Here is a 25,986-nt window from a genome sequence, read left to right as displayed (position 1 = left end):
GCAGGTCAGGCGCCGGGCAGGCCGCGGCGCACGAGGAAGGCGAAGATGGTGTCGGCCGCGAGCCGCTCGCCGGCGAGCGTGAAATGGCTGGCGTCGGCGAAGTACGCGCGCCCGCCGGGGATGCGTTCGTGCAGGGGCAGCACCGGGACGCCCAGGCGCCGGCCCGCGTCGAGGATCTCGCCGTTGTGGCGGTCGTAGAGGGCGTTGAGCCCCGGCAGGTCGAAGCAGGGGTTGAAATGGCGCGCCTGCGCCGACAGGCGCATCTGCTCCTCGAGCGGCTGCTCGGGGCGATAGGCGCGGGCGTTGGTCGCGAGCACGAGCGGCACGCCGGCCTCGCGCGCCCGCGCGACGAGGCCCTCCAGCCGCGCGCGATAGGGCTGCAGGTCGACCGCGGCGGGGTCGAGCAGCGTCTGCCGGCTCGGTGAGCCGGCGCGCAGGAACGCGGTGTGGCGCCGCACGGCCTCGACGCTGAGCAACCAGCCGGGCAGGGTCAGCAGCGGCAGGCCCTGGCGCGTGGTGGCCGGCGCCGCGGCGCGACAGTAGTCGGCGAAGTCGTTGAAGCCGGGATAGACGATGACGAGGTCGGGCTGCAGCGGCAGCACGACCTTCTCCAGCATGCGCAGCTGGTCGGCGAGTCGGTAGCCGGAGATGCCGGCATTCACGACCTCGATCGCGCGCTGCGGATGGTGCGCCCGCAGCCGTTCGGCGAGCAGGGCCGGGAAGGTCGCGTCGTTGCTCCGCGTGAGTTCGCCCATCACCGTCGAGGCGCCGACGACGGCGACGCGCAGGCTGCCCGGCGCGCGTTGCGGCGCGAGCTCGGGGCTGCGCAGGCCGAGGCTGTTGGTCCGGATCTCGACGTCCTGACCGGGGAACACGCGGTTCGGGCGCAGCAGCTTGAGCCCGGTGCGCTCGTCCTCGACGTAGCGCGTCTCGCCGCGCAGCGCGTTGAACACGCTCTGGCCGAAGCGCAGATGCGAGCGGACCTGCAGCGCGGTCTCGACGGCGACGAAGACGAGGGCGGCGGAGACGACGATCGTCGCGATGCGCCGGCCCGCTCCGGCTGTGCGATTCATCGCGCCCAGGCCGCGCGGCAGCGCCACGCCCGCAGCATGAAGAGCGGATTGCCGATGACGTAGCGGTGGAACAGGCGGCGCGGTTCGCGCACGAGGCGGTAGGCCCATTCCATGCCCACCCGCCGCACCCAGCGCGGCGCGCGCTCGACCTTGCCGCCGAGGAAGTCGATGACCGCGCCGCCGCACACGATCAGCGGGGCGCCGCCGGCGGTCGCGCGCACGAGGCGGGCGACCGTTTCCTGCTTGGGCATGCCCATGCCGAGCACGATCAGCTCGGGGCGCGTGCGCCGTACCGCGTCGCAATAGTGCGCGGGCGCATGGAAGCCGTTCTCGGACGAGACCACCTCGACACCGAACTCGGCCTCGCAGCGCGCGGCCGCTGCGGCGAGCCACTTGTCCGAGGTCCCCCACAGCGCCACGCGCCGGCCGCGATAGGCTTCGAGCAGGCGCGGGATGAAATCGGTGCCGTTCATGTTGAGGCCGGGATCACCGTCGAGCATGCGGAACAGCATCGCCATGCCCGAGCCGTCGCGCAGCAGCACGTCGGCATCGCACAGCGCCTTGTAGAACTCGAAGTCGCCGACGGCGGAATTCATCGCGTGCGCATTGACGAAGGCGAGCATGCGTGGCTGCCTGCCGGCGGCGAGTTCCTCGACGAGCCTTGCCGCGTCGTCGTCGCTGGGAATGGTCAGGAGATGGCGCAGGACCTGGGTCCAGCGCGCCTGCAATACGGTGGGCGGATTCATGAGGCATCCCTGCGGGAGCGTACCCAGTCGACCTGGCGGCGGACGAGGAAACGCAGGTAGAGGGGGATCTTCGACAGCGCGTACAGCGGCGCGCGGACGAGATCGGCGAAGGAGACGATGTCGCGCCCGCAGGCGGCCCAGGCCAGCAACACGGCCGTCGCAAGCAGCGCGCAGGCGAGCGTGGCCAGCGCGAAGGGCAGGACCGGCCCGGCGGCCGCGGCCAGCACGCTGGTGAGCGCGAACGCGGCCACGACGGCCAGCGTCAGCAGCGCGAGCGGCGGCACGCACAGGTCGAGGACCAGCGCGGCAAGCCGCAGGTTGCGGCGAGTGAGCGCCAGGCGCAGCAGGCGCGGCGCGTCGGCGACGATCATCGCGAGGTGGCCGTGCTCCCAGCGCGTGCGCTGCGTGCGCGCGCCCTCGTCCGAGCACGGGAAGTCGCTGCCCACCCGCGCTTCCGGGCAGAAAAGCGGCGCATGACCGGCCGCGGTCAGCTCCAGCCCGAGCTTGAGGTCCTCGACGATGTGGCCGCTCGCTAGCTCGGCGTCGCGCAGCGTCGCCCACGGGAAGACCATGCCCGAGCCCATCAGCTGGCACGGCAGGCCCAGCCGCGCATAGCCGAGCGGGCGCAGGCGGTTCTTCACCGCCCAGGCAAACTCGGCGATGCGCAGCTTGAGACCGGCGCCGGCCGGCGCATGCATCAGGTACAGCGCCTGCACCGGGCGCCCGCTCGCGCCGCAGCTGCGCGCGAGGCGGTCGAGCGCGCCGTCGGCGAGGCGACAGTCGGCATCGACGATCGCCACCGCCTGCGGCGGTGCCGCCTCCAGGAAACGCATGCCGAAATCGAGCGCATAGCCCTTGCCGCGGCGCTGCGGATCCTGGCGCACGATGACCTCGGCGCCGGCCTCGCGGGCGAGCAAGGCGGTGTCGTCGCTGCAGTTGTCGGCGATGACCACAAGCCGGTCGCCGTCGCCGAGCTGGGCGCGGATGTTGCGGACCGTCGCGACGATACCGAGCGCCTCGTCATGCGCCGGCACCAGCACCGCGACGCGCGGACGCGCGGACGCCCGAACCGATCGGGACCGGCGCCGCGGCAGCGCGGCGAGGACCTGCACGAACAGCACGACCACCGGCACGAGCAGCAGCGCGGGGACGATTGCAAGGACGGTCGCGAGGAGTGCGGACAGGATGCTCACTGGGCCCCCCTCCCTGCCGCACAGGCCCCATGGAAATAGTCCCCGAGCTTTGCCGCCTCGCGGTCGACGTCGTGGCGCTCGAGCACGCGCAGGCGCCCTGCCTCGCCCATGCGCGCGAGCTCCGCGGCCGGCGTCGCCAGTACCGTTTCCAGCACGGCGGCGAGCGCCTCGACCGACCCGGCGGGGAAGAGCCAGCCGTTCTCCTGCGGGCGCACCAGCTCGGGAATCCCCGCGACGTAAGTCGTCGCCACCGGACGGCGCAGCGCCAGCGCTTCCATGATCACCACCGGCAGGCCTTCGGCGAAACTCGGCAGCACCAGCGCGCGCGCGGCGAGGATCTCGTCGCGCACCTGCTCGCTGCTGATCCAGCCGGTGATGCGGACCTGCCGCTGCAGGCCGTGCCGGGCGACGAGGCGCTCGACCTCGCCACGCAGTTCGCCGTCACCGGCGAACACCATCTCGAAATCGACCTTCTTCTCCGCCAGCCGCGCCAGCGCCTCGACCAGCAGCAACTGGCCCTTCTGCTCGCACAGGCGGCCGACGCACACGAGGCGCGGCGCGGCCGGCAGCGGCGTCGGCGGCACGGCGTGGAAGGCGGGCTCCAGCCCGCAGTGCACGAGCTTCACGCGCTCCCAGTCGCGGTGCGCGGCCCAGCGGAAGAGCTGGCTGCGGCCGAAGGAGCTGATCGCGACGACGAAGGCCGAGCGCCGGATCTTCTCGCCGGTGCCGAGGAAGCCCGGCTTGTCGAACTCGTCCGGTCCATGCACGGTGAAGCTGTAGGGCAGGCCGGCGAGCGCCTCGATCAGCATCGCGACCTCGGCCGGATTGGTGCCGAAATGGGCATGTACATGGTGTGCACCGAACTCGCGCAGGGCCGGCAAGGCGCGGCAGGCCTCGGCGAGATAGACGAGGTGGTAGGGCCACGGCCGGTCGGCGCGGCGCCCCATGCGCAGCGCGAGGCGCAGTGCGGCGAGGAAGCGGCCAGGGTCGCGCAGCGCGGCCTGCGCGACCGCCTTCGCCAACGCCCCCAGGCCGTCCTGCAGCAGGTAGGTGGTGCGCGCCTGCTCGGCGCGGTCCTCGGCGTCGACCAGCTCCGCATCCCAGCCGCGCACGGCGATGCGCAGCACGTCGAAGCCCTGCCGTTCCAGCGCGAGGATCTCGCGACGGATGAAGCTGTGGCTCACCTTCGGATACTGGTTGATCAGGTAGGCGATCCTCAACGTCCGCCCTCCAAGATCAGCTCATCGTCTTCCACGTCTTCCCTCCTGTGTTCCATGCCGGGGAGCGGCACCGCGCGTTCCCTGACGATGCGTGCCGGCGCGCCCACCGCGGTCGCGCCGTCGGGCACGTCGCACAGCACCACCGACAGCGCGCCGATGCGCGCGCCCGTGCCGATGCGCACACCGCCCAGCACCTGCGCATAGGCGCCGAACTCGACGTCGTCGCCGATCACCGGCGCCGGGCCCCCCTCGTGGCGGTTGCCGATCGTCACGCCCTGGCGCAGCGTGCAGTTGCGCCCGATCACCGCGCCGGGGTGCACGAACACGCCGCCGAAGTGCCAGATGCGCAGCCCGCCGCCGATCCGCGCGGCCTTGGGCAGGCTGATGCCCACCGCGGTCTCGACGAGCCGGAAGGCGAGCCAGTAGACGGCCGTCAGCAGGCGCTTCGCGAGCCCGTCCGGCCGCGCATCGACGCGGCGGCCGAAGCGATACACGGCGACCGCCCAGATCGACTGCTCCTTCAGGAAAGGCCGACGCACACCGTAGCGGCGCCGGTCCGCGGCCCAGTCGCGATCCCGCCGTGCGCGCCATCCGGCACGGGCGGCGACTTCCTGCTGCACGCTCATCCGCCCGTCCTCAACAGTTCGCCGCGCACCGTCGAACCGGTGCCGACCCCGCTGATCACCGTCACCACCGGCGTCACTGCACCGGTCGGCCAGACGAAGTCGGCGACCTCGTCGTTGTTCAATTCCTTGCTGTCGAACAGCGTCGCGCCGCTGGCCTTGTCGCGCAGCTGCAGGCGCAGGCGCGCCCCGCCGGTCGCGATCGCGCGCAGGCGGTAGCCCTGGCCGGCGACGGGAAGCGCCCATGCGACCGGATGCAGGCTGCGGCCGCTGCTGTTCACCATCACCGTCGCGCTCGCCGTCGGCGGGAACACGACCGCCTGCTCCCAGGTTTCGAAGCTGCCCGATACGGTGCCGCCCGTGCGCGCCCACGGCCCGCGCATCGACAGCAGGTTGAGGTTGAGGTTGCGCTCCGGCTCGACCGACCTGTCGTCGCCATCGACCCAGCCATCGACCGCGACGACCTGCCGCAGCCCCTGGCGGATGCGTTCGAGATCCGCGGCGGCGACGGTGTTCCAGCCGCCGCGATGCAGGTTGAAGCCCGACCCGTTCTCGACGTAGATCACGTAGGGCGTGCCGCGATTGCGGTCGACGACGTAGGCGCCGTAGGTCTTCAGCGTCTCGGCGACCTTGCGCACGGCCGTGGTCTTGATGCTGTCCAGGTCGAACGCGGGCGGCAGCATCACCAGCGCGCCTTCCGGGATCTGGCCGGTATTGGTCGTCGCTGCGTCGCGGTCGGCCGAAGTCGCCGGGAAGACGTAGGTCGGGTTCGCCGACAGGGCGTTGTAGGTCAGCGACATCGCCAGCGCATGGCGGTACAGCGGCCGGCCGTCGTCGATCTCGTGCTTGCGCACCAGGCCGCCGGAGGTCGGCACCGCGGCCGCCCGCGCGCCCTGGAAGTAATGCGCCGGATCGCCCCAGCCGCGGCCGTCGAGGCGCGTCCACGCGTACTGCGCGGCCATCCACTGGCCCTCCGACTGGCGCAGCTTGTAGAAGGAATGGATGACGCCGGCGAGCGGATCGACGATGTCGGCGTGGCCATCCGCAGCGCTGGCCGGAATCACGCCGGCGGGCCAGCGCGGGATCGCCACCGTGCGATGGACGCCCGCATCGGGGTCCCACACGCCCTTGCTGTTCGGCAGCCCGACCACGGTCACCGGCGGATCCTCGCTGCCCGCGAGGAACACGCCGGTCGACCACGCGCCTTCGGCGATCGACGGGTAATAGTCCGACTTCGGGATCACGAATTCGCCGAACGTCGGGTTCACGGGCCGGCTGTTCCACGGCGAAGTGGCCGCGAACGGCGTCTCGTAGCTGCCCCACACCGTGCCGTTCTGCGCCGCCGCACCGGCGCATGCGAGTGTCAGCCCGCAGGCCGCCAGACGCGCGATGATATTCGTCATGTTGTCCCTCCTTGCGTCGGTCTCGCAGCCGCAACCGGCGCCGTCCGGCTCAGCGCGACCGCGCACGCGGCGCCGAGCACGAACCACACGTACCAGTTGAAGGCGAGATAGGCGAGGACGTTGTCCGACGCGGAAATGATCAGGTACTCGATGAGCAGTGCGATCGCGACGAAGGCGCCGAGGCGGTCGACCACAGCCATGCGCCGCAGCATCGAGAACAGGCGTGCGAACAGCCACGCGAAGGCCGCAAGGCCCAGCGCGCCGAGTTCGAACAGGATCTGCACGTAGATGTTGTGCGCGCCGAAATTCACGCCGCCCGAATAGGGGAAGAAGACCGGCGCAAAATGCTTGAACGCACCCAGGCCGTAGCCGAGCGGCAGGTTTTCCGGGCGGATCCAGCGCAGGCCGTACTCCCAGATCTGCAGGCGCCAAGCGAAGGAATTGAGCTTCGCGTACTGCACGACTTCGTTGCCGCTACCCAGGTCCAGCACCCGCTCGCGCACGCCCGGCACCAGCAGCGCGAGCGCCGGTGCTAGCAGCAGGTAGACGAGGTAGCGCCGCTCGAACAGCAGCGTGTACAGCGCGAAAATCGCGAAGCACGCAACCCATGCGCTGCGCGTCTGCGTGAGCAGCAGCAGGCCCAGCAGCAGCGGCACGTAGGCCGTCAGCAGCGTGCGGCGCAGCGGCGTCAGCGCGATCGCCGGGCTCTTCAGCGCGTACAGCGACAGCAGCAGCACCAGCGTCAGGTAGAACGCGAAGATGTTCGGATGGCTGAAGGTGCTCTTCAGCCGGAAGGCCTGCAGGCCGCCCGCGAGCCCGTGCAGCGCCAGCTCTCCCAGCCCGTACGCGGCCGGCAGCAGCGAGGACAGCAGCACCAGCTTCACGCACACCTTGAAGTCGCCCTCGCCCCTCACGAAGTAAAAGGCGCTGACGAAGACCGCGAAGTAGGACAGCAGGCCGAGGTAGCTCCGCACCGCATCGCCGAGGTTCGGCGCCATCCCCACTCCGATCAGCGCGGCGATCAGGAAGGCCGCCCAGGGCGCGGCGACGCGCGTGGGAAATCGCTCCGGCCGCGCGGCGACCAGCAGCACCGCGATCAGGATCACGAAGGCATTCACCAACCCGCCGAAGCCGATCGCGAGGCCGCCGATCTCCACGCGCGTGGTCTCGAACACCAGGTCGCCCGCAGCGCGCAACAGCAGCACCAGCGCGAGCAGCACGAGGCGGTCATACAGGAACAGGATCGCGAGCACCAGCAGGGCCGGCAGCGCCAGCAGCCGCACGGCGCTGCCGGACATCGCCTGCGCGTACAGCGGCAGCGCCAGTCCCACCGCCAGCGCGACGAGCAGCGCGCCGCCGGTCAGCACGGCAGGAGGGGGCGACTGCATCGAGTGTCCCACGTCAGTACCCGAAGCGCCCCGTCATGCGCCGCTTGGCGGCACGCGCCAGCGCCACGCCGCACTGCAGCGCGCTGCCCGGGTGGCGCGTCGTCGCGAGCATGCGGCGACCGAGCCGCAGCACGTCCTCGAACGACCCTGCGCCCGCGAACACGTCGAGGTAGCCCCGCAGCGCCTGCGCCGCCCGGTCGCGCGGCAGGCGCGCGTAGTCGTCGGCAAACTTGTCAAGCATGCGCCGATGGCCCTGGATCAGGGACGCGGGATTCGACGAGATGCGATGCTTGTCTGCGCCGTTGTGGAAGTACGAGACGAGGTAATCCTCGACGCAGCAGATCTTCGTCACCCGGCTCAGGCGGATCGACAGGTCCCAGTCCTGGCAGCTCCTGAGATCCTCATCGAGCCCGCCGACGCACTCGAACACGTCGCGCCGCACGACGATGCTGGAGAAGGTGCCGACATGGTTCGCGACCAGCAGTGCATCCGCGACGCTGCCGTCGAGGCTGTGGTCCGAGCGCGACACCTCGCCGCCGTCGCGGTCGCGCCCGATGAACCAGGTGTAGGCGAAGCCGTACTCCGGCCCGCGCTCGCCCAGCAGCGCGATCTGCCGCTCCAGCTTGCGCGGCGCCCAGCTGTCGTCGCTGTCGAGGAAGGCGATGAAGTCACCCCGCGCAACGCGCACGCCGGTGTTGCGCGCTGCCGCCCCGCCGCGGTTGCGCTCGTGCGCGACATAGCGAATGCGCGCATCGCCGATCGCGGCAACGCGCTCGCGCGTGTCGTCGGTCGAGGCGTCGTCCACGACGACGATCTCGAAGTCCTCCAGCGTCTGCCCCAGCACGCTGGCGATGCACGCGCCGAGCGCGTGGCCACGGTTGTAGGACGGGATCACCACGCTCACGAGCGGCGCGGGCGCGCGGCGCAGGCACTGCTGCGCGGCGACGATCCCGGGGTCATCGGTCAGGCGGCTCATGTCTCAATCCCCGTTCATCACGGAACCCGCCAGGCCCACGCCCGACTCGCGCAGTCGCTCCGCGTAGCGGCGCACGGCCGCCATGCGGCTCGTATTGCGCCGGGCCACCATCAGCGCCGCGCGTGCGCGCGCCGCGACCATCACGCCATCGGCGCAGCGCTCGCCCGCGGCGGTGTCCAGGATCACTACGTCGAACGCCGCCGAGTACTGCTGCAGCAGCTGCCCCAGCATCGGGCGCGACAGCAGCTCCTGCGGGTTCGGCGGCACCACGCCGGCCTGCAGCACCGCGAGCGAACGCAGGCCGGGCACCGGTCGCAGCGCATCGGGCGCGGGGCGGCCGAGCAGCAGGGTGGAGAGTCCGCTGCCGGTGTCGAGGCCGAACAGGGTGTGCAGCGAAGGCCGGCGCAGGTCGGCGTCGATCACCAGCGTGCGCAGCCCGAGCTGCGAGAAGACGACGCCGAGGTTCGCCGCCATCCACGAACGCCCCGCGCCGCGATCCGCGCTCACCACCGCCAGCAGCTTGCGCCCCGCGGACGGGTCGAACCAGCGCAGCATCAGCTGGCTGCGCAGCGCACGCAGCGCCTCGACCTGCGCCGAGAACGGGTTGAACGCCGCGATCACGCGGGGCGACACCTTGCTCTCGCCCGCCTGCAGGCAGGGGTAGTCGAACTGCCGCGCCATCGCGTAGCGGATGTCGGTCTCGCTCGCGAGGCCCAGCTTCACGGCAGCCTCGCCGAAGCGCAGGCCCTTGTCACGCTGCAGGCGCACGATGCGCTCGTTCTCGTCGGCACGCAGGCGGCCCGCCGCCATCAGGATCGCGCCGATCGAATGTTCGCCCTTCGGATCGAGGGCGCCGCTCAGGGGTGCATTCATGGGATCAATAGACTCCGGCAGTTCGACTCGACACGCGCGCCCGGGAGACCCGGTCGCCCCACCGGCTGCCCGGCACGCTGCCGAGCACCGGCACGCCGGGCAGCCCGGCGAGGTCGTCCTCGCCGCGCACCCGCCGGTCGATCAGTTCGATCAGGAGCGCGCTGCCCACGCCCAGCACCACGCCGACCACCAGCGCCAGCGCCAGCATGACCAGCAGGCGCGGGCCGGACGGCCACATCGGCGCCGTCGCCGGCGTCAGCACCGCCACGTTCACCTGCTGCGCCTGACTCTCCAGGCTCGTTGCGGAGAGGCGCTGCGCCACCTGGTCGTACGCCTTCTGCGCGCCCTCGACATCGCGCTGCAGCACCGAGATCTGGTCGCGATGCTGCTGCAGTTGCAGCACACGCGCCTTCTGCGCCTGCACCGCCGCCGCCACCTCCGCCTCGCGCGCCGCGCTCATGCGACTCGACGAGCCCAGCGACGCGGCAACACGCTGCGTCTCGGCGCCGATGCGCTGCAGCAGCGAAGCGATCACCGCAGCGAGCTTGCCCACCTCGGGGTGGTTGGGTCCCAGCCGGCCGAGCATCTGCTCGCGCTCGGCCTCGCGCCGCGCGAGCTCGGCCTTCAGGCTCGCGATCAGCGGGTTCTGCGTGACCTCGGGCAGCGACTCGGCCGCACCGGCCTGGCTGTAGCGCGACCGGCTCTCGGCGCGCTGCCCCTGCACCTGCACGAGCTGGCTCGACAGCTCCGCGAGCCGCGCCGTCTCGACATCCAGCCGTCCGTCCGCGGACACGATGCCGTGTTTCTGCTGATAGTCCGACAGGCGCTTCTGCGCCGCCTCCAGTTCCTCGCGCAGGCCCTGCGTGCGCTCGTCGAACCACTGCGCATACTGTCGCGCCGGCTCCACGCGCAACTCCAGCGCCGTCTCCATGTAAGCCTTGGCGAAGGTGTTGGCGATCATCGCCGCGAATTCCGGCTGCGATGCCGTATAGCGGACGCGGATCACGTTGCTCTCGCGCGCGGGCTTCACCTCCAGGCGCGAGCGCAGCACCGCGCCGATCCAGGCGCGCAGCTCGCCCGTCCCCCCGGTCGCTTCCTGCCACTGCTCGCGGAACTGCGGCATGCGCTCCAGCCCCGCCAGCTCCACGACGCGCAGCGCGACGCGCTCCGAGCCGATGATGTCGACCTGGGTGGCGATGTGGCTCGCCATCAGCTGCGACGGCATCATGCCGCCCGCGATCGGGTCGGCCGACTTCGCGTCGATGACCAGCGCCGTCTCGGCCGAGTACTTCTGCGGCAGCACGACGCTCACCGCGAAGGCCGCCGCCATGACGACCACCACCACCGCGCACACCAGCCACAAGCGCGCACGCAGGATGCGCAGGAATTGTCCGAGATTCATGATCGGCCCCGCCTCAGAAGAGGCTCTCCTTCACGTAGATGATGTCGTCCGGCCGCAGGCGGTCCTCCAGCGTGGGCTCGATCACCGCGACCTTGCCGTCCGCACCGCGCCGATGGATGCGCAGCCCGCGCACCGTGCCGCGCAGCGTCGGCCCGCCGCCCGTCGCCAGCGCCTGCATCACCGTCATGTTGCGTTCCAGGCGGAAGGCGCCCGGCTTCTGCACCTCGCCGTAGATGTAGAACACGTCCGCACGCCGCACGAAGATCACGTCGCCGGGCGACAGCATCATGTTCGCGTCGCCATCGCCACGCTGGAACAGCGCCGGCAGGTCCAGCTCCTGCCGGATCGGCTGGCCGTCGCGCGTACCGACCAGCACGATCACGTCGTCACCGCCCGTCGCGATTCCGCCCGCGTTCGCGAGCATGTCGGTCACGCGCACGTTGAAGGTGTCGAGCGGATAGCGGCCCGGCTTGTTCACATGCCCCAGCACCGCCACCTGATTGCCGCGGATCTGCACCGGCAGCACCGTCACCTGCGGCTGCAGCACGAAGCCGCCCGTCCGCAGACGCTCCGCGATCAGAGCCTCGGCCGCCGACACCGTGAGTCCGCCCAGCGGAATGCTGCCGATCAGCGGGAAGGTCAGCGCCCCCGTCTCCGACACCCGCCCCTCGGTCGTGAGGTCGGGGTTCTGGAACACGCTGATGCGCACGATGTCGCCCGGCCCCAGCACGTACTCGCGCGCGTCCGCCCCGACCGGCGCGGCGACCGCCGCCGGTGCAGGCGGCGGCACCTGGGCCACCGCCCACGCCGACGCGCACGCCAGCCAGATCAACAGCGGAATCCGGAAAACATCTCGAATCGTTATCGACAGCAACATGAATCTCTCCCTCGATCATCGCGGCACGGACGCGCGGGGCGGCTCCGCAGGGGCGACCGCATTCGGGGTCGCTGCCGCGGGCGCATACTCGATGCGCGCGCCATCGCGCAGGCGCTCGACCTCCGCCTTGGCCAGCGCCGTCTTGCGTTCATTCACCAGATAGCGTTCGATCATCGGGCGCGCGGTCGCCAGATCCACCGGCTGCTCGCGCGACGTGACGAGATGGACCAGCAGCGCGCCGCTTCCGGTCCGGCTCAGCACCATCTGTCCATCCTTCATGCGCGCAAAGCCCTTCAGGCTCTCGAGCGGCAGCTGCTCGGCCGGCTTCACCGCGGTGGTGACGCGGAACTCGATCCGTTCGCGCGCGAGCCAGTCCTTCACCTCGTCCACGCCCGCCGCCTTCGCGCTCACGCGCTCGAGCTCGTCGAAGCGCTCTACCGGCACGCGGACCTCCAGCTCCTGCAGGCTGTAGATGCGCCGGCGCGCGAACAGCTCGGGATGGGCCGCATGGAAGGCCGAGATCTCCGCATCGCCCGGCGGCGGGATCTGTTCCGTCACCTGCTCCAGATAGGCCCGTGCAAGGATCTCCCGCTGCGCCGCCTCGAAGGACTGCAGCACGCGCGGGTCGCGATCGAGCCTGCGTTCGCGCGCCTGCTGCACCATCAGCTCCTGGTCGATCAGGCGCTCTAGCGCTCCTGTCTCGGTCGCCCCCTGCGACGCCGCGCGGGCCGCGACCGAATTCAATTCATTGGCCTGGATTTCCTGCTCATTCACTTTCGCAACCACGTCGAACGCCGGCTTTCCTTCCGCCTCGCCCTTGCTGCAGGCATTGAGGAGGAAGACGGCCAGAAGTACGGCAGGAATTGCGCCAGGAAATGGGCCGGAGAATGGGCCAGAAAATGCGCCGCGTTCAAGCGAAGACATCGATCTACCCGATTGATGATTTGAATCAGAATATGTAAAGCCGCGGTCGGCAATTGCGCGGCGCACTGCCCCGCGCAATTGCGCACATCGGATCTACTGGAATAGGGCGGAATTACGGATGCGCGGCATTGCAGATAGCCGCTGGCGCGCAATCAGGGCAAACAGTGCGAGTCCCGCCAGCAGCAGCGAATCGACCCCGCCCTCCCCGTCATCCGTCCCGTCAAGGGAAAAGCGCAGGGCCACGCCTTCGGCAAAGGAGCGCGGCGTCGCCTCGCGGCCGACCGCCGAGACCGCCGCCGTCTCACCCTTCAACGCCAAGCCCGGCGCGGCTTGCAGCCCGACCGCCGGCGACGTCACGACGAATCCGGTGCCGGCGAGACTGGCCGGCGAACTCATCATCCCGGTTGCGATCAACGACGGGGCACCCGTCAGTCGAGCTGCCCGGTCCTCGTAATGGATCGTCACACCGCGCCCCGACAGGGTCACGGCATCGGCCATCGCCGCCGGCGCGGCGACAAGCATGAACATCGAAATAAGGACTGCTTTTTTATCGATGATGAACATGGGCATCACCTCTCTCTCGGGGTGCAGGCGATTCATTTGCGCCTGCACTGTTCCGTCCATCAGGCAATAACGAACAATTGTCTTTGGAAACTTTTCCGGAACTGTTTTTGGATATTGCATCGCACCATAACGAAATTAAAAGGCGCCAGTCAATGCAAGAGAGCTTCGTTTTCATTTCACAATTCAATTGTAAAAATCACGCAACAAATTCCGCTATTACCTGCCCCATATCCGTGCAATCGGCACCAGGCAGGTGCAATCCAACAAGCATCCGGCGCGGCGACGCCCCCTTGCGGGGCATTTCCATCCTTTTCGGCTAGAAACGAAAACGCATCGACAAATCCGCGGTATCGGCCGAATAGGCACGCAGGCTGCGCGAGCCGTCGCGCTCCTGGCGCTGCAAGCTGAAGGCGAAGCTCAGCGCACGCATCGGCCGGTACTCCGCGTGCAGGCCATAGCGGCGGCTGCGGTCCTCCGGCTTCTCGCGCACCGCCCCCCCCCCGATCAAGTCCGGGTCGCCGCGGTAATCGCGTCGGCGCCACTCCAGTCCCGCCCCCAGGCTGACCTTGTCCGTCACGTTCCATCTGGGCACCAGCCGCAGCGCATCGGTCACCGCGTAGTTGGCGGCGAGATCCTGCTGGGCGCCGATTTCCCGCCGCGCGCTCAGCTCCACCGACGTCTTCGCCGTCGCGTCCCAGACGACCCCGATGCGCCCGATCGTCCCGTGGAAGTCGCGTTCGGGCGCGAGGCGGTACTCCAGCCGCGTCCGTCCGATGTAGCCGGAAACCCGCGTAGCGCCTGAGAGTTGCCACTCCCCGCCGAGGCGCACCTCCTGCTGCCGGTAGTCGCGGATCGAGCCCGCCACCGCCGGCCGATTCGCGTACTGGCCGTCGGTGTCGCGCAGCGTCAGCACCACCCGATTGCCCGTGGGCGGCCGGTAGGTGAGGTTCAGATCCACCGTATCGGCATCGAACTCCGCCGCATCGGCATCGCTGCGATCGAACCTGCTCCGCGTATGGGCGAAGCCGGCTCCGACCGCCCAGCGGGGATGCCACCAGAAGTCTGCGCTGGCGTGCGTGCGAGCATAGGCATTCATGTTGCGCTCGCTCCCGCCCGCCTCGTCGAAGCCCGTCAGCGATTCGCGATACAGGTGGCTCAGCTCTCCGCTCCAGCGGTTCCCGAGTTGCCATTCCCAGGCCAGCCGCGCATCCGGACGGTCGTGATCGAGATCGCTGTGCACCGCATAGCGCGCACTGACGAGATTCAGATCCGCCAACAAGCGCTGACGGCCATAACGGCGATCGAACTTCAGTCCAATTCCCGTTTCGCTCACCGTATCGTGCGCCTTGTTTTCGGGCGCACGCTCGCCGTCGTCGAGCCGATAGAGATTGCTCTCGTAACGGATCGATTGACTGACACTGAAATTGAGTGCATCCCCTTCATCGGCTCGCGCCACCTGGTGCACACATACCGATGCAAAGGTCATCACGCACGTAATCGAACTGAAATATCGCATGCCTTGCTTGCCATTAGCTTCGGCACAAGAATAGTCGAAACGGATCGGAAGAAAATTGAGCTTGTAAGCACATTAAAAAACGCCCGCATCCATGAATCGCGAGAAACCGCAGCGGCCGCAGCGACACCTGCGCCGACATAAAACACCATATCGTGGCAATGGTTTATAAACCTAACAAACTGATTAAACGGTATTTTTATAGCTTAAATAACTAGCAATCGGACTTAACAAATGACAATAGTATTGTTATGGCGACCGTCACCCTCCCAACCCGTTTCTCATTTGCGCAAATATTTTCTTTTACATATCGGCGGTCGTATCGGAGCCCGTTCAGTAAGATGCGCCGGACGCTACCGTAAATCGCTCGCGGCACATTCATCACACCCGAATCGATGCGAATGGACGTGATCGTGCGGCGCACAAATCTCAAATTCCTTAAATGATGCTTGCAGCCCTGGATAGACAAGGCAGCCTGCTGCGCGGCAGCTTCACCTTGAGCGGCGCAATCGAGGCATTCATCGACCCGCTCACCGTCGTCGCGGTCCTGTACGCCTGCGCCGCATGGCACGGCGAACGCCTGCTGAGTCCGCCCTACATGATCCTGGGCGCGCTCGCGTTCGCGCTCACCTTTCCCGGCAATATCGGATTGCATGAAGACGCGCGCACCATGGTGCGCAAGGTCGCGACCAACTGGCTGCTGTTCGTGGCGGCGGTGGGCGCCTTCGGTTACGCCAGCGGCTACCTGCACTACTTTCCGCAGTCGATGCTCGTGGGCTGGATCGCAGCCACCCCGCTCGCGCTCCTCTCCGTTCACGCAGTCGCCCGACAGGCCTTGCCCAGGTGGATGGCGATCGGCGACAACCAGCGCATCGCGGTCGTCGCCGGCGTGAACGACATCGGCCTGAAGCTCGCGCGCGAGTTCGGCCAGCACGCCTACCTCGGCACCCGCGTCGTCGGCTTCTTCGACGACCGACCGCGTGCGCGCCTGCCCGACAACGGCGAAATCCCCCTGCTCGGCCCGCTCGCCGGGCTCGCCGAGTTCGTCAAGCGCCGCCGCGTCGAAGCGATCTACCTCGCCCTGCCGATGGCCCCGCAGCCCCGCATCCTTGCCCTGCTCGACGACCTCAAGGACACCACAGCGTCGATCTACTTCGTACCCGACATCTTCGTCACCGACCTGATCCAGGGACGCCTGGACAACGTCGGTGGCATGCCCGTCGTCGCCGTCTGCGAGACGCCCTTCACCGGCTTCAACAACATCGTCAAGCGCGGCTCCGACTTCCTCCTCGCGCTACTGATCCTGCTGCTGCTGAGCCCCCTGCTGCTGGCCGTCGCGGCCGGCGTCAAGCTCTCCTCCCCCGGCCCCGTCGTCTTCAAGCAGCGCCGCTACGGCCTCGACGGCCGCGAGATCCTCGTCTACAAGTTCCGCTCGATGACCGTCTGCGACGATGGCGCGAGCGTGCGGCAGGCCACGCGCAACGACAGCCGCATCACCCCCTTCGGCGCCTTCATCCGCCGCACCTCGCTCGACGAATTGCCGCAGTTCATCAACGTGCTGCAGGGGCGCATGAGCATCGTAGGCCCGCGACCGCACGCCGTCGCGCACAACGAGGCCTACCGCAAGCTCATCAAGGGCTACATGATCCGGCACAAGGTCAAGCCGGGCATCACCGGCTGGGCGCAGGTCAACGGCTACCGCGGCGAAACCGAGACACTCGACAAGATGGAGAAGCGCATCGAGTACGATCTCGACTACCTGCGCAACTGGTCGCTCGGCCTCGACCTCTGGATCATCGTCAAGACGGCGCTCATGGTCGTGCGCGACCCGAACGCATACTGAGGTGAGCGGGCGCGAAACTCGCCGCGCCGCGCACCGTCAAACCGCTGTCTACCGAAACCCGACCATGATCCCTGCCCGCCCCCTCCTTCTCCTCGTGCTCGGCCTGACCGCGAACGGCATCGCCGGCGCCGCGCAACCGACCGACATCCGTCCCGGCCTGTGGGAATTCCGCTCGACCCGGCTCAACATCGCCGGCCTGCCCGACATGTCCGCGCAGATGGCCCAGGCGCAGCAATACCTCCGCAACCTTCCGCCCGACATGCGCCGCATGGTCGAACAGGAGATGAGCACACGCGGCGTCAAACTGGGCAACGACGGCACGGTGCGCAGCTGCATCACGCCTGAGCAGGCGAAGTCGGACACCATCTACTCGGGCAAGACCGAAGGCAACTGCACGCTCGACCAGGTAGTGAAATCCGGCAGCACCGTGCGCGGTCAGCTCACCTGCACGCGGCCGGCGGCCACTGGCAACTTCGAGGCGCACGTGCAGACGCCCGAGCGCTTCACAACGCGGGTGCATATGAATTCCACGCGCGGGGACATGCAGATGGACACGGACGCACGCTGGATCGGCGCCGACTGCGGCGCTCAAGGCCAAGGCTGAGTTCCCGGGGGGCGCTGCAGCGCCACACCGCGCCGCAGCTCGTGCACAATGGCGCATCCGGCCGCGCACTGCATCCGGCTGACTCCCCGACACGAAGAACTCATGAAGATCGCCACCTGGAACGTCAACTCCCTCAAGGTCCGCCTGCCCCACGTCCTCGACTGGCTCGCCGCCAACCGGCCGGACGCCCTGTGCCTGCAGGAGCTCAAGATGGAGGACAAGGCCTTCCCCGTCGCTGAACTGGAAGCGGCCGGCTACCACGCGGTGTTCAACGGCCAGAAGACCTACAACGGCGTCGCGATCCTCAGCCCGCAGGCGCCGGACGCGACGACGCGGGACATCCCCGGCTTCGCCGACGAGCAGAAGCGCATCATCGCCGCCACCATAGGCGGCGTGCGCATCGTCAGCGCCTATTTCCCGAATGGCCAGGCCGTTGGTTCCGACAAGTTCGAATACAAGCTGCGCTGGCTTGCCGCCCTCACCGAGTGGCTGCGCGACGAGATGAAGACCCACGAGCGCCTCGTCCTCGCCGGCGACTTCAACATCGCCCCCGAGGACCGTGACGCCCACCCCGACTGGAAGGAGGAGATCCACGTCTCGCCGCCCGAACGCGCCGCCTTCGCCGCACTGACCGAGCTGGGCCTCGCCGATGCCTTCCGCCTCTTCGATCAGCCCGAGAAGAGCTATTCGTGGTGGGATTACCGCATGGGCGCGTTCCGCCGCAACTTCGGCCTGCGCATCGACCACATCCTCGTCTCCCAGGCGCTGCGCGCAAGCTGCCGCGGCTGCACCATAGACAAGACCCCGCGCAAGCTCGAGCGCCCCTCCGACCACGCCCCGGTGGTCGTCGAACTGGACCTGTGAGCCCCGCCCCATGAGCACGCCGCCCCCGGACCCGACCCTCGCCGCCAACCACTATCCGATGATCGCCGCGCTGCCCGAGGCCGCGCGCCAACGCCTGCTCGCCGCGGGCCGCTGGGCGCGCGTGCCGGCCGGCACCCTACTGTTCGACGACCACCAGGCCTGCGAAGGTTTTCCCTTCGTCGTCGAAGGCTCGGTGCGCGTGGTCAAGTGCGCGCCGAACGGGCGCGAGCTGCCGCTGTACCGCGTCACGCCGGGCGAAACCTGCATCATCTCCTCGTCCTGCCTGCTCGGGCACGAGGACTACAACGCGCGCGGCATCGCGGAAACGGACACCGTGCTGCTGATGTTGCCCAAGCCCGAATTCGACGCCCTGCTCGCCGAGCCGGCCTTCCGCAGCTTTGTCTTTCATCTCTTCGCCGAGCGCATCGCCGACCTGATGCAGCTCATCGAGGAAGTCGCCTTCCACCGCCTCGACCAGCGCCTCGCCGCCCAGCTGCTGGGCAAGGGGCGCGTGCTGCACGTCACGCACCAGCAGCTCGCCGACGAGCTCGGCAGCGTGCGCGAATTCGTCAGCCGGCTGCTGAAAGGCTTCGCCGCGCAGGAACTCGTGAAACTGTCGCGCGAGCAGATCGAGATCCTCGACCCTGCGGGCCTGCGGCGCATCGCCAGCGACGGCCGACAGACCTGAGCTTCGCGACGGGGGCTGTGTAACCGAGGTTACAGACCGGCAGGAGCGCGAGTGTTGAAATACGCTCGCAAACCTGAACAACCCCGGAGAAAATCATGAATGCAAACGTCGGCGGCATCGACAAGATCCTTCGCATCGTCGCGGGCCTGGTCCTGATCGTCCTCGCGATCATGGGCATCGGCGCCCCCTGGACCTGGATCGGCGTCGTGCCCCTCGCGACCGGCCTGATGGGCTGGTGCCCGGCCTACTCGATCTTCGGCCTCAACACCTGCCCGATGAAGAAGGCCTGAGCGTCGCGCGCGACCTCACAAAAAAGCCGGGGCGACCCGGCTTTTCTTCGTTTACGACCTCCGTTTCGCCCGAGCTATGCCGGAGCGCCCTTGCGCGACACATGGTTCGCGATATTGACGTAGTCCGCAACGCTCAAGCGCTCGCCACGCAGCCCCGGATCCAGTCCCAGCGTCGCGAAATCCTGCTCGTCGATGAAGTCGCGCAGCGTGTTGCGCAAGGTCTTGCGCCGCTGCCCGAAGGCCGCTGTGACGATGCGGCCGAGCAGTTCCTCGTCCTGCGCACCGAGCTGATCGGGCGGCAGCGGCACCATGCGCACGATGCTGGAGGTCACTTTCGGCGCCGGCCGGAACGCCCCCGGCGGCACGTCGAAGAGCCGACCCATGCGGAAGCGGTACTGCAGCATCACCGATAGCCGCCCATACTCCTCGGTCCCCGGCTCGGCCACCATGCGCATCACCACCTCCTTCTGCAGCATGAAGGTCATGTCCGAAACGCTTTCGGCAAAGGTCGCGAGATGGAACAGCAACGGCGTGGAGATGTTGTACGGCAGGTTCCCCACCACGCGCAGCGGCGCGCCGAGGCTGCCGAAATCGAACTTCAGCGCGTCGCCCTCGTGGATCGTCAGCCGTTCCGGCGAGTAGCGCTCCTTCAGGCGCGCGATCAGGTCGCGGTCGATCTCGACCACGTGCATGTGCCCGAGCCGCTCGACCAGCGGATCGGTCATCGCCGCAAGGCCCGGGCCGATCTCGACGATGGTGTCGCCCGCGGCGGGGCGGATCGCATCGACGATCTTGCGGATGATGTTGGGATCGGACAGGAAGTTCTGCCCGAAGCGCTTGCGGGCGTGGTGCTCGGTCATTCGATATCTCTACAGGTTGTCGGCAACGCCGAAGCGGCGGCGCTGCCGTGATGCAGCCCGCGCGATGGCGGTTTTCGGGCCGAGGCGTCCGCCACGCGCCAACGAGGACCGGAAGCCGCCGTCGCGCGGGCGGGCCGACCGGCACTCAGGTTCAAGGAATTCGGTTTTCAGCCGCGAGCGCCCGCCATCGCGATCGCCAGCTCGATTGCCGCGAACAGACTGCCCGGATCGGCCTTTCCCGTTCCGGCAAGATCGAGTGCGGTGCCGTGATCCACCGAAGTCCGGATGATCGGCAGGCCGAGCGTCACGTTCACCCCGCCACCGAAGCTCGCGTGCTTCAACACCGGCAGCCCCTGGTCGTGGTACATCGCCAGCACGGCATCGCCCTGCGCGAGCGTGTGCGGCACGAACAGCGTGTCGGCCGGCAGCGGGCCGGTGAGCGACATGCCCTCGCCGCGCAGCTTCTCCAGCACCGGCGTGATCACCTCGATCTCCTCGCGCCCCATGTGGCCGCCCTCGCCGGCGTGCGGATTCAGGCCGGCGACGAGGATGCGCGGCGCCGCCAGGCCGAAGTGCCGCACCAGGTCGCCATGCAGGATGCGCAGCGTCGCCTCCAGCAGCTCGCGCGTGATCGCCGCCGGCACCGCCGCCAGCGGCAGGTGCGTCGTCGCCAGCGCGACGCGCATGCCGCCGCCGACCAGCATCATCACGACCAAGGGCGTGCCGGTATGCTCGGCGAGATACTCGGTATGTCCGCTGAAGGCCACCCCGGCATCGTTGATGACGCCCTTGTGCACCGGCGCCGTCACCATCCCCGCGAACTCGCCGCTGCGGCAGCCCGCCAGCGCGCGGTCGAGCAGCGCGAGCACGTAGGGCGCGTTTGCGGCGTCGAGCACACCGGCGCGCGCCGGCACGCCCAGCGGGACGTGCAGCACTTCGATTGCGTCTTCCGGCGCTGCATCGCGTGCGGGATCGAAGGGCACCACCGCCGCCCGACCATCGGCACGCTCGCGGATCAGCCCGATGTCGCCGAGGACGACGGTACGCACCGGCCAGTCGCGTCCGGCCAGGTGCGCGCACAGCTCCGGCCCGACCCCGGCCGGCTCGCCGCTCGTGACGGCGAGAATCGGCAAGCGCGTCGGCAGCCCCGGCACGCCGGCTTACTCCTTCTCCAGGCGGTACTCGACGTAGGTACGGTCACGCAGCTGGCGCAACCATTCCTCGTAGGCCTCCTCGGCCTTGCGCTCGCGCAGCGCGTTGCGCGCGGCGGCGCGCTTGCGCTCGTCGGTAACGTCCTGCATGCGGCGCTCATCGACCATGATCAGGTGCCAGCCGAAGGGCGACTTGATCGGCGCGCTGACCTCGCCCGGCTTGAGCGCGTCCATGGCACGCTCGAATTCGGGCACCGTGTCGCCCGGATTGACCCAGCCGAGGTCGCCGCCCTTCGCGGCCGACAGGTCGGCCGAGTTCACCTTCGCCAGTTCCGCGAAGTTCCCGCCGTTGATGACGCGCTCGCGCAGGCCGTTGAGGCGGCTCTCGGCGTCGGCATCGGTCACGATCTCCGAGGTGCGGATCAGGATGTGGCGCGCGCGCGTCTGCTGCATCTGCTGCAGGCCCGCCACCGCGCCGCCGCGACGCTCGACGAGCTTGACGATATGGAAACCCGCCGGACTGCGGATGACCTTCGACACCTCGCCCGGCTGCATCTGGCGCACGGCCTCCGCGAACAGCGCCGGCAGGCGGTCACGGCCGCGCCAGCCCAGGTCGCCGCCGCTCAGCCCGTCCGGCGCGTCCGAATACGAGGCCGCGAGGCGGCCGAAATCCTCGCCCGCGCGCAGGCGCTCGACGACGCTCTCCGCGCGCGCCAGGCGCTCCGACTGCTGCTGCATGGTTGCGCTTTCGGGCACGCGCACCAGGATGTGGGCGACGTGGAACTCCTCGCCCGACAGCGCATCGGCGTTGTTCGCGAGGAAGTTCTCGATCTCGGCGTCGGTCACGACGATGCGGTTGTCGACCTCGCGCTCGCGCAGACGGGTGAGCAGGATCTCGGAACGGATCTGGTCGCGAAAGCGGTTCCAGGTGATGCCATCCTTCTCCAGCGCGAGGCGCAGATCGGTCATGCCCATGCGGTTGTTGTCGGCGATGCGGCCGATCGCCCGGTCAAGCGTCGCATCGTCGACCTTGAGCGAGGTTTCCGCGGCGAGCTGTATCTGCGCACGCTCGAGCACCAGCCGTTCGAGCACCTGGCGCTCGAACACTTCGGCCGGCGGCAGCGCCGTGCCCTGGCGCGCGAGCTGGCGCTGCGCCTGCTGCACGCGCTCGCGCAGTTCCAGCGTGGTGATGACCTCGTTATTGACGACGGCGACGATGCGGTCGACCGCGACCGGGCGCGCAGGGGCGGCGTGCGCGGGCAGCAGCGCGGGTGCGCCGGCGAGGCCGAGTACCAGGGCGATGCACAGGCGCGAGGGAATTCGGATCATGTTCTGTCGTGGTGTGGATGTTGAGGCGCTCATTCGGCGCCGAAAACGCGATCGGAAACGGGATCGTTGATCTTCCCATAACCGGCGACGCTGCGTTTGAGCAGATTGACCGGACTGGTGCCCACGCTTGCGAGGTCGTTGAGCTCGAGCTGGACGAACACCGCCTGGGTCACGTCATTGGGGTCGGTCGCGAAGCGGTGCACCGCGGTGCGCACGACCCAGCAACCGCCATCGTACTCGATGCCCGCGATCGCCTCGGTGATGCGGTCTTCCGTCAGCGAGCGCGTCACGCGCCCGACGCCGTACCAGCCGCCGCCCAGCGGCCACTGGCCGGACAGGGCGAGATCCTGGATCTTGTCGCTCTCGTCGGCAAGCCGGCCGCGCGAATAGCGGTAGGAAAGGTTCAGCGCCTTGGCGAAGTCGGGCTGGTAACGCACGCCGGCGTTGAAGCGTTCGGTCCAGTTGTCGCGCGGGTTGTACTGGATGTTCGAATCGAGCCAGGTCTTCGACATGATGTAGCCGCTGAAGAGCCCCAGCACGTCGGCCCGGCGGCCGGTGCGCGGCTCCTCGCCCGGCAGCGTCACACGCTGGTCGTCGAAATAGAAACGCTGGCCGACGGTCGCGCGCAGGCGCTCGCCGCCGGTTTCGGGGTCGATCAGGCGCGAGGTCACCGCCGCCGTCACCTGGTTCGCATCGGCGATGCGGTCGCCCCCCGAATACTGGTTCTCGGAGAAGATCTGCGCGAGGCCGAAGTCGTAGCGCGAGGAGTCGAACACCGGGATGTCGGACTGGTCGCGGTACGGCGTCTTGACGTAGAACACGCGCGGCTCCAGCGTCTGCAGGAAGTCCCGGCCGAGAAGGCTTGTGTCGCGCTCGAACATCAGGCCGCTGTCGACCGAGAAGATCGGCACGGAACGCGTGATCGAGCGGCTGTTGCCGCTGAGGTCGCGATCGAGGTCGTACTGCGTGTAATGCAGGCCGAGCTTGGGCGTGACGTAATAGCCGGCGCGCTCGAAGGGCAACGAAACCTGGGGATGCAGCGTGAAGCGGCTGCCTTCGGCAACATTCGAATCCGGATGGTCGAACTGCACGTACTCGCCGCGGAACGCGAAGGCCGAGCCGCCGATCAGCTCGCCGCGGTTGGCGTTCAGCAGCAGCTGCGGCAGCTTGCGGTACGGCTCCCCGCCCGACAGGGTCTGGTAGCTCTGCACCAGCGCGGAGGCATTCCACCACTCGCTGCCGGCATAGCTCAGCGTGCCCTTGCGCACGAGGTTCGCACGCGAGGCGACCGACACGCGCGAGCTGAGATCCTCGAAATACTCCTTGTCCGTGACGCCGTTCCAGTCGATCGCCGCGAACAGGCTGGGCGTGATGACCTGCGTATGCTGGAAGGAGCCCAGCGCACGCTCCTCGCCGGTGACGTTGTCGCGCGGCAGGTATTCGACGCGCGCCTCACCGGCCTGCGTCGGCGTCAGGTAACGGAATTCGGTCGCCAGCTGCACACCGCGGCGGCCCATCACGCGCGGGGCGATCGTCGCGTCGTAGTTCGGCGCGATGTTCCAGTAGTACGGCACCGAGATGTCGAGGCCGACCTTGTTCGACATGCCGAAGGTCGGGGCAAGGAAGCCGGACTGGCGCTGGCCGACGAGCGGGAACTCCGCCCACGGCCACCACAGCATCGGCACGTCCTGGAACACCAGGGTCGCGCCCTTCGCGGTGCCGAGCTCGCGGTCGTAGTCGAGGTGCAGGTCGCTCGCCTTGAGGTACCAGTCGGGATCGCTCGCCTCGCAGGTCGACCAGGTCGCGTTCTTCAGGCGGTACTGGTTCTCGCCCTCGAAATACAGCACGTCGGCCGAGCCGCCGCCGGCGATCTCGCGCGGCGTCTCGCCGGGCTGCACGGGCTGGGTCGACTGGCGCTTGATGCGGTAGGTCGGCTCCTCGAACGAACCCAGGCGCTCCTCGAGCTTCAGCCGCGCCTCCGGTCCGCTCATCTGGTCCTCGCCGCGCCTGAGCCGCACGTTACCCTCGGCATGCGCCTCGTCGTCGAGCTCGCGATAAGTCAGCTTGTCCGCTGAAAGCAGCAGGTCGTCGCGTTGCAGCTCGGCATCGCCTTCCGCCAGCAGTTCGACCGAACGCGTGCCGCGGATGCGCAGGGCACGTACCTCGGTCGCCCCCGGCGGCAAGGCGCTCGGCGCCTGCGCGGGCTTGGTCCCGCTTACAGCCCCGGCCGGCGTCGCCACGGTGGGCGCGGGAGCAGGCGCCTTCGCTGCGGGATGGACGCCGGCAGGAACCGGCTCCACCGGAGCCGCCGCGGGCGCCGGCTTCGCCGGCGTACGGGCGCTGCCGCCCCCCATCAGGTCAGGCGACACGACCAGCGGCGGCAATCCGGCCGCCAGGGCCGAGCCCGAGAAACAGCACAGCAGCAGCGGGATCGCCCGCAGCTGCGTTCTCAATCGCATTTCGCGCAAAGCGCTTTCCCCAATCCTGGTTTCATCGCCGGCGGCCCGTGCCCGGCACGGTCGCGGCCTTTTGATAAACTCGCGGATTTTACACGAAGCGTTGCGGAGAACCCGGTGCACAGACTTGCCCAACTGAACGACTGGCTGACCACACGAATGTCCGGGAAGGCCTTCGAGCTCACGCCCGCATCGGCCGACGCCAGTTTCCGCCGCTACTTCCGGGTGAATTTCGCCGACGGCAGCCCCAGCCTCGTCGTCATGGACGCGCCGCCCGAGCGCGAGGACTGCCGTCCGTGGCTGAAGGTCGAGGAGCTGTTCCGCGCCGCCGGCGCGCACGTCCCCGAAGTGCTCGCGCAGGACCTCGACCAGGGCTTCCTGCTGCTGTCCGACCTCGGCAGCACTACCTACCTCGCCGCGCTGAACAAGGACAACGCCGCCCACCTCTACGCCGACGCCCTCGGCTCGCTCATTGCGATCCAGCGCGCGAGCCGCCCCGACGTGCTGCCGGAATACTCGCGCGAACTGCTGCTGCGCGAGCTGATGCTCTTCCCCGAGTGGTACATCGAGCGTCACAAGGGCGTCACGCTAGACGATCGCCAGCGTGTCACGCTGATGGACACCTTCGACCGCATCCTCGCAGTGAACCTCGCCGAGCCCCAGGTCTTCGTGCATCGCGACTACCACTCGCGCAACCTGATGTACCTGCCCGACCAGGCCAACCCGGGCATCATCGACTTCCAGGATGCCGTGTACGGCCCGCTGACCTACGACCTCGCCTCGCTGTTCAAGGACGCCTACATCCACTGGGAGGAGGACTTCACCCTCGACATGCTCGCGCGCTACTGGGAAGCGGCGCGCAAGCTGGGCCTGCCGGTGCGGGAAGACTTCTCCGACTTCCACCGCGACTACGAATGGATGGGCGTGCAGCGCCACATCAAGGTGCTGGGCATCTTCGCTCGGCTCTATCACCGCGACGGCAAGGACGGCTACCTCGCCGACATGCCGCTGGTGATGGACTACCTCCGCCGCGCGTGCAAACGCTATCGCGACCTCGGCCCACTGCTGAAGCTGCTCGACCGCCTCGATCCCGAACCGGTCGAAGTCGGCTACACCTTCTGATGCG

24 protein-coding genes are annotated in these 25,986 nt (G+C 68.7%); 6 read left to right on the top strand and 18 right to left on the bottom strand.

Going from position 1 to position 25,986, the window contains the following annotated elements; genetic code table 11:
* Window positions 1-5: 5 nt before the first annotated feature.
* From U5817_RS04610 to epsL, 14 genes are all read right to left on the bottom strand, one after another.
* Window positions 6-1,073, bottom strand: a complete 1,068-nt coding sequence (locus tag U5817_RS04610; protein ID WP_169131359.1) for a GDSL-type esterase/lipase family protein — start codon at window positions 1,071-1,073, stop codon at window positions 6-8.
* On the bottom strand, window positions 1,070-1,819 hold the full coding sequence (locus U5817_RS04605; RefSeq protein ID WP_169131361.1) for a WecB/TagA/CpsF family glycosyltransferase: 750 nt from the start codon (window positions 1,817-1,819) through the stop codon (window positions 1,070-1,072). Before U5817_RS04605 ends, U5817_RS04610 begins: the two co-directional genes overlap by 4 nt.
* The gene (locus U5817_RS04600; RefSeq protein ID WP_407279872.1) at window positions 1,816-3,012 is read right to left on the bottom strand and encodes a glycosyltransferase family 2 protein; all 1,197 of its coding nucleotides are present in this window, start codon (window positions 3,010-3,012) and stop codon (window positions 1,816-1,818) included. The genes U5817_RS04605 and U5817_RS04600 overlap by 4 nt, the downstream gene beginning before the upstream one ends.
* Window positions 3,009-4,232, bottom strand: coding sequence for a glycosyltransferase (locus U5817_RS04595; protein ID WP_407279871.1), 1,224 nt, complete (start codon window positions 4,230-4,232; stop codon window positions 3,009-3,011). The genes U5817_RS04600 and U5817_RS04595 overlap by 4 nt, the downstream gene beginning before the upstream one ends.
* Window positions 4,229-4,858, bottom strand: a complete 630-nt coding sequence (locus tag U5817_RS04590; RefSeq protein WP_407279869.1) for a serine O-acetyltransferase — start codon at window positions 4,856-4,858, stop codon at window positions 4,229-4,231. Before U5817_RS04590 ends, U5817_RS04595 begins: the two co-directional genes overlap by 4 nt.
* Window positions 4,855-6,258, bottom strand: a complete 1,404-nt coding sequence (locus tag U5817_RS04585; RefSeq protein WP_407279868.1) for an Atrophin-1 multi-domain protein — start codon at window positions 6,256-6,258, stop codon at window positions 4,855-4,857. Before U5817_RS04585 ends, U5817_RS04590 begins: the two co-directional genes overlap by 4 nt.
* Window positions 6,255-7,646, bottom strand: a complete 1,392-nt coding sequence (locus U5817_RS04580) for an O-antigen ligase family protein (RefSeq protein WP_407279867.1) — start codon at window positions 7,644-7,646, stop codon at window positions 6,255-6,257. Before U5817_RS04580 ends, U5817_RS04585 begins: the two co-directional genes overlap by 4 nt.
* A 13-nt stretch (window positions 7,647-7,659) precedes the next feature.
* The gene (locus U5817_RS04575) at window positions 7,660-8,622 is read right to left on the bottom strand and encodes a glycosyltransferase family 2 protein (RefSeq protein ID WP_407279866.1); all 963 of its coding nucleotides are present in this window, start codon (window positions 8,620-8,622) and stop codon (window positions 7,660-7,662) included.
* Window positions 8,623-8,625: 3 nt separating this feature from the next.
* Window positions 8,626-9,495, bottom strand: a complete 870-nt coding sequence (gene epsG / locus U5817_RS04570; protein WP_169131371.1) for a chain length determinant protein tyrosine kinase EpsG — start codon at window positions 9,493-9,495, stop codon at window positions 8,626-8,628.
* 4 nt (window positions 9,496-9,499) lie between these two features.
* Window positions 9,500-10,897, bottom strand: a complete 1,398-nt coding sequence (gene epsF, locus U5817_RS04565; RefSeq protein WP_407279864.1) for a chain length determinant protein EpsF — start codon at window positions 10,895-10,897, stop codon at window positions 9,500-9,502.
* Between the two features lie 13 nt (window positions 10,898-10,910).
* Entirely contained in the window at window positions 10,911-11,774 is an 864-nt protein-coding gene (epsE, locus tag U5817_RS04560) for a polysaccharide export protein EpsE (RefSeq protein ID WP_407279863.1), read from the bottom strand.
* A 15-nt stretch (window positions 11,775-11,789) separates the two neighbouring features.
* Complete coding sequence (locus tag U5817_RS04555; RefSeq protein ID WP_407279862.1) at window positions 11,790-12,698, bottom strand: EpsD family peptidyl-prolyl cis-trans isomerase; 909 nt, start codon at window positions 12,696-12,698, stop codon at window positions 11,790-11,792.
* A 93-nt stretch (window positions 12,699-12,791) separates the two neighbouring features.
* On the bottom strand, window positions 12,792-13,298 hold the full coding sequence (locus U5817_RS04550; protein ID WP_407279861.1) for a hypothetical protein: 507 nt from the start codon (window positions 13,296-13,298) through the stop codon (window positions 12,792-12,794).
* A 280-nt stretch (window positions 13,299-13,578) separates the two neighbouring features.
* Window positions 13,579-14,748: an XrtB/PEP-CTERM-associated polysaccharide biosynthesis outer membrane protein EpsL gene (epsL, locus tag U5817_RS04545; RefSeq protein ID WP_407281021.1), complete on the bottom strand. Its 1,170-nt coding sequence runs from the start codon at window positions 14,746-14,748 to the stop codon at window positions 13,579-13,581.
* A 469-nt stretch (window positions 14,749-15,217) separates the two neighbouring features.
* Here epsL and U5817_RS04540 point away from each other — a divergent pair, with 469 nt between their 5' ends.
* The 5 genes from U5817_RS04540 to U5817_RS04520 all read left to right on the top strand — a co-directional run bounded on the left by U5817_RS04540 (window position 15,218) and on the right by U5817_RS04520 (window position 19,064).
* The gene (locus tag U5817_RS04540) at window positions 15,218-16,618 is read left to right on the top strand and encodes an undecaprenyl-phosphate glucose phosphotransferase (protein WP_407279860.1); all 1,401 of its coding nucleotides are present in this window, start codon (window positions 15,218-15,220) and stop codon (window positions 16,616-16,618) included.
* Between the two features lie 64 nt (window positions 16,619-16,682).
* On the top strand, window positions 16,683-17,222 hold the full coding sequence (locus U5817_RS04535; RefSeq protein WP_407279859.1) for a DUF3617 domain-containing protein: 540 nt from the start codon (window positions 16,683-16,685) through the stop codon (window positions 17,220-17,222).
* Window positions 17,223-17,324: 102 nt separating this feature from the next.
* A complete protein-coding gene (gene xth / locus U5817_RS04530) occupies window positions 17,325-18,086 on the top strand; it encodes an exodeoxyribonuclease III (RefSeq protein ID WP_407279858.1) in 762 nt (253 codons plus the stop codon).
* Between the two features lie 10 nt (window positions 18,087-18,096).
* Window positions 18,097-18,774: a Crp/Fnr family transcriptional regulator gene (locus tag U5817_RS04525; RefSeq protein WP_407279857.1), complete on the top strand. Its 678-nt coding sequence runs from the start codon at window positions 18,097-18,099 to the stop codon at window positions 18,772-18,774.
* A 95-nt stretch (window positions 18,775-18,869) separates the two neighbouring features.
* Window positions 18,870-19,064: a DUF2892 domain-containing protein gene (locus U5817_RS04520; RefSeq protein ID WP_169126606.1), complete on the top strand. Its 195-nt coding sequence runs from the start codon at window positions 18,870-18,872 to the stop codon at window positions 19,062-19,064.
* 74 nt (window positions 19,065-19,138) lie between these two features.
* Here the strand turns inward: U5817_RS04520 and rsmA are convergent, their stop codons facing one another.
* From rsmA to U5817_RS04500, 4 genes are all read right to left on the bottom strand, one after another.
* Complete coding sequence (gene rsmA / locus U5817_RS04515; RefSeq protein WP_407279856.1) at window positions 19,139-19,924, bottom strand: 16S rRNA (adenine(1518)-N(6)/adenine(1519)-N(6))-dimethyltransferase RsmA; 786 nt, start codon at window positions 19,922-19,924, stop codon at window positions 19,139-19,141.
* Between the two features lie 167 nt (window positions 19,925-20,091).
* On the bottom strand, window positions 20,092-21,078 hold the full coding sequence (gene pdxA, locus U5817_RS04510) for a 4-hydroxythreonine-4-phosphate dehydrogenase PdxA (RefSeq protein ID WP_407279855.1): 987 nt from the start codon (window positions 21,076-21,078) through the stop codon (window positions 20,092-20,094).
* Window positions 21,079-21,084: 6 nt separating this feature from the next.
* Window positions 21,085-22,404: a peptidylprolyl isomerase gene (locus tag U5817_RS04505; RefSeq protein ID WP_169126602.1), complete on the bottom strand. Its 1,320-nt coding sequence runs from the start codon at window positions 22,402-22,404 to the stop codon at window positions 21,085-21,087.
* Between the two features lie 29 nt (window positions 22,405-22,433).
* Window positions 22,434-24,863 (bottom strand): LPS-assembly protein LptD, encoded by a 2,430-nt coding sequence (locus U5817_RS04500; protein ID WP_407279854.1) that lies wholly within the window; start codon window positions 24,861-24,863, stop codon window positions 22,434-22,436.
* 114 nt (window positions 24,864-24,977) lie between these two features.
* On the opposite strand from U5817_RS04500, the gene U5817_RS04495 reads away from it, so the two are divergent.
* Window positions 24,978-25,982 (top strand): phosphotransferase, encoded by a 1,005-nt coding sequence (locus U5817_RS04495; protein WP_169126598.1) that lies wholly within the window; start codon window positions 24,978-24,980, stop codon window positions 25,980-25,982.
* The last annotated feature ends 4 nt before the right edge of the window (window positions 25,983-25,986 follow it).

It is taken from the genome of Aromatoleum evansii (genome assembly GCF_045689615.1).
GTDB lineage: Bacteria > Pseudomonadota > Gammaproteobacteria > Burkholderiales > Rhodocyclaceae > Aromatoleum > Aromatoleum evansii.
The sequence above is the reverse complement of the archived record's forward strand: the minus strand, read 5'-3'. Positions and strand labels throughout refer to the sequence as shown.

Coding starts and splice junctions, on each gene's coding strand:
- U5817_RS04610 (WP_169131359.1), bottom strand. CDS start 1,073: ATGAATCGCACAGCCGGAGCGGGCCGGCGCATCGCGACGATCGTCGTC.
- U5817_RS04605 (WP_169131361.1), bottom strand. CDS start 1,819: ATGAATCCGCCCACCGTATTGCAGGCGCGCTGGACCCAGGTCCTGCGC.
- U5817_RS04590 (WP_407279869.1), bottom strand. CDS start 4,858: ATGAGCGTGCAGCAGGAAGTCGCCGCCCGTGCCGGATGGCGCGCACGG.
- U5817_RS04585 (WP_407279868.1), bottom strand. CDS start 6,258: ATGACGAATATCATCGCGCGTCTGGCGGCCTGCGGGCTGACACTCGCA.
- U5817_RS04580 (WP_407279867.1), bottom strand. CDS start 7,646: ATGCAGTCGCCCCCTCCTGCCGTGCTGACCGGCGGCGCGCTGCTCGTC.
- U5817_RS04575 (WP_407279866.1), bottom strand. CDS start 8,622: ATGAGCCGCCTGACCGATGACCCCGGGATCGTCGCCGCGCAGCAGTGC.
- epsG (WP_169131371.1), bottom strand. CDS start 9,495: ATGAATGCACCCCTGAGCGGCGCCCTCGATCCGAAGGGCGAACATTCG.
- epsF (WP_407279864.1), bottom strand. CDS start 10,897: ATGAATCTCGGACAATTCCTGCGCATCCTGCGTGCGCGCTTGTGGCTG.
- epsE (WP_407279863.1), bottom strand. CDS start 11,774: ATGTTGCTGTCGATAACGATTCGAGATGTTTTCCGGATTCCGCTGTTG.
- U5817_RS04555 (WP_407279862.1), bottom strand. CDS start 12,698: ATGTCTTCGCTTGAACGCGGCGCATTTTCTGGCCCATTCTCCGGCCCA.
- U5817_RS04550 (WP_407279861.1), bottom strand. CDS start 13,298: ATGAATCGCCTGCACCCCGAGAGAGAGGTGATGCCCATGTTCATCATC.
- epsL (WP_407281021.1), bottom strand. CDS start 14,748: ATGACCTTTGCATCGGTATGTGTGCACCAGGTGGCGCGAGCCGATGAA.
- U5817_RS04540 (WP_407279860.1), top strand. CDS start 15,218: ATGATGCTTGCAGCCCTGGATAGACAAGGCAGCCTGCTGCGCGGCAGC.
- U5817_RS04535 (WP_407279859.1), top strand. CDS start 16,683: ATGATCCCTGCCCGCCCCCTCCTTCTCCTCGTGCTCGGCCTGACCGCG.
- xth (WP_407279858.1), top strand. CDS start 17,325: ATGAAGATCGCCACCTGGAACGTCAACTCCCTCAAGGTCCGCCTGCCC.
- U5817_RS04525 (WP_407279857.1), top strand. CDS start 18,097: ATGAGCACGCCGCCCCCGGACCCGACCCTCGCCGCCAACCACTATCCG.
- U5817_RS04520 (WP_169126606.1), top strand. CDS start 18,870: ATGAATGCAAACGTCGGCGGCATCGACAAGATCCTTCGCATCGTCGCG.
- rsmA (WP_407279856.1), bottom strand. CDS start 19,924: ATGACCGAGCACCACGCCCGCAAGCGCTTCGGGCAGAACTTCCTGTCC.
- U5817_RS04505 (WP_169126602.1), bottom strand. CDS start 22,404: ATGATCCGAATTCCCTCGCGCCTGTGCATCGCCCTGGTACTCGGCCTC.
- U5817_RS04500 (WP_407279854.1), bottom strand. CDS start 24,863: ATGCGATTGAGAACGCAGCTGCGGGCGATCCCGCTGCTGCTGTGCTGT.